The sequence below is a fragment of the Arsenophonus sp. ENCA genome, from assembly GCF_002287155.1.
In the GTDB taxonomy this organism is placed as follows: domain Bacteria; phylum Pseudomonadota; class Gammaproteobacteria; order Enterobacterales; family Enterobacteriaceae; genus Arsenophonus; species Arsenophonus nilaparvatae.
The window spans coordinates 1-956 of the sequence record NZ_NHNG01000169.1 but is presented as its reverse complement, the minus strand read 5'-3'; the positions used below and the strand labels follow the sequence as shown (position 1 = coordinate 956).

The 956-nt window shown below is 43.6% G+C and carries 2 protein-coding genes; both read left to right on the top strand.

The genetic code is table 11. The features are described from left to right. The coding region (locus CBG25_RS04465) for a transposase family protein (protein ID WP_290603625.1) at positions 1-305 on the top strand (305 nt) is incomplete at its 5' end. Between the two features lie 53 nt (positions 306-358). Further along, a complete protein-coding gene (locus CBG25_RS04460) occupies positions 359-754 on the top strand; it encodes a hypothetical protein (RefSeq protein WP_290604864.1) in 396 nt (131 codons plus the stop codon). Positions 755-956: the final 202 nt, after the last annotated feature.

Below are 956 nucleotides of genomic sequence, written 5' to 3'. Positions count from 1 at the left end.
ATATAATTCGCCATATTCCTCCTGAGGTAACCATCTGGGCAGATACCGGTTTTCAAGGTATAGATAAACAGCATCCTAATACACAAATCCCAAAAAAAGGAACTCGAAAAAGACCTTTATCGCCTGAACAAAAACAAGAAAATAAAATAATCTCGGGCATCCGTATTACAGTTGAACACGCCATCGCGGGTATCAAGCGCCTCGGTTGCATGACCCAAATTTTACGGAATCGTAGACCCTTTATTGATGATACCTTCTTACTCCTTAGCGCAGGTCTTTGGAATTTCCATCTCAGAACAGCGTAAAATTTACTTCAATCACCGAAACACCCTTATTTCACTATTAAGCAACACGCTTAATGATAGATGTGCTACGTGAGAAAAACGAAAAACGGCGTCAAAAGGCAGAAACGGTGATAACGTCACCACCAGAGGTACAGACTTCAGCCAATCCAAAACTGGAAGCCGCATTAATCGCCCTAGACGATGCCACCGACGAAAAAAGCTTTGCTGAAATCGTCGAGCATTGTACCCTATTGTCCGCTGAGTTGTCTGAGGACGAAAAAATACAACTCCGTGAAAAAATTAAAGCGACCAAAAAGCGGTTAATGCCAGAAAAGGATAACGAAGTCTGGATGGCAAGGCTGGCAAACGGTACAGGCGACGCTTGGCGATTTCCAGATGGCGAAATCGTCCATGGGTTTTTTGAGGCTGAGAAAAAAGCAAAAGAGATTGGCGCGGTGCTCGACGCCTAGGAATTTCAAAGATCCTGAGGCCGTATGAAATAGGGATCACAGTCGGTAAGATTTGCTGTTTTTTTCAGCACAAGAGGGAGTGAGATCATTATTTGTTGGCTAATCGACTGATTTTTGAACGAATTTGCTGAATTCAGGCAGATCTTCCCTGCATTACATCACGTAACGCATTCGCGCTATTTCCACTGCGTTAGCAACCAGA

What these genes read in the sequence shown, in the direction of transcription:
- CBG25_RS04460 (WP_290604864.1), top strand. Translation starts at nt 359, where the DNA reads ATGATAGATGTGCTACGTGAGAAAAACGAAAAACGGCGTCAAAAGGCA.